This window comes from Deltaproteobacteria bacterium (genome assembly GCA_009929795.1).
GTDB lineage: Bacteria > Desulfobacterota > Desulfovibrionia > Desulfovibrionales > Desulfomicrobiaceae > RZZR01.
Genome location: RZZR01000384.1, coordinates 1 through 1,197, shown reverse-complemented (window position 1 = coordinate 1,197; position 1,197 = coordinate 1). Strand labels below are relative to the sequence as shown.

Annotated in this window: 1 protein-coding gene; it reads right to left on the bottom strand. The window is 60.5% G+C overall.

The genetic code is table 11. The features are described from left to right. Positions 1-62: 62 nt before the first annotated feature. Positions 63-1,197: IS66 family transposase (locus EOM25_15180; protein NCC26522.1), on the bottom strand; the 1,135-nt coding region annotated here is incomplete at its 5' end.

Genomic DNA, 1,197 nt, shown 5'->3' with positions numbered 1-1,197 from the left:
GTAACCGCTCAATCGCCCCCATCTTCCAAGGTGGCAATTGATCTGCGATAAATGCAGGAGTTTTATTTCTTGCGCGGCTTGGGCTTGGGGAGGCTTGGGAGAAGGGATTTGTCCACGTGCTGCGGCATGAGTGCCCGCATGTCTTCCGTGGCCTGCGCGGCGGGGAATCGCTCGAAGAGGAATTTCAGATAGGCTTGGGGCTCGATCTCGTTGGCCTTAGCAGTTTCCACCAGGGAGAACAGTATGGCGCTGGCGTCCGCACCCTTGGGGGCTCCGGCGAAGAGCCAATTCTTCCTGCCAAGGGCCACGGGGCGGATGGCGTTTTCAGCCGCGTTGTTGTCGGGCGTGAGCAATCCGCAGTCTACGTAGCGCACAACCCGGCTCCACTGATTGCGGGCATAGGTCATGGCCTGTCCGAGCAGGCTCTTGGGCGGGACGTGATCGATACGCTCATCGAGGATAGCGCGTATCGCGTCGAGAATGGGCACGGACTGTTCCAGGCGTTTCAGGACCTTTTCCTTCGGCGACAGCTCTTTGATATTGTGCTCGACTTTGTAGAGCAACCCGATGAGGTCCAGGATTTCCTTGGCCGTCCCGTGCACGACTTTCTTCGGAGTCGCCTTCTGGACGTCCATGAACTTACGACGAATGTGGGCCATGCAGCCGACATGGATGATGCCGTCTGCTTCGCCGAGGGCCTGATACCCGGCGTAGCCGTCGGTCTGGATGTAGCCCTTGTACTCTCCCAGATACTCTTTGGGGACGGAGCCCGACCTGGTCGGGTCGTAGCGATAGGCCACGGTCGGCCGATCGGGGTTGCCGCCACGGAAGAGCCACAGGTACGATGTCGAGGTGTCGGCTCGTCCCGGTTCCTTGAGGACTTGCAGAGTGGTTTCGTCCATGTTGATGGCCGGCCCGGAACGGATTTCCGCCTGGAACAACTCATTAAGCGGCTCCAGTGCCTTGGCCACGGCCATGGCCCACCCGGACATGGAATGGCGCGGGATATCGACGCCCAAGCGGGCAAACTGCTTGGTCTGGCGATAGAACGGCATGGCATCGACGAACTTTGCGGTGATAACCTGGGCCAGCAGGCTTGGCGTGGCGATGCCCTTGGGGATGATCTGCGGCGGCATGGGCGCGATGCGCACTACCGGCATGCCCTCCTCGCCATCACAGGCCGGACATGCGTATTTG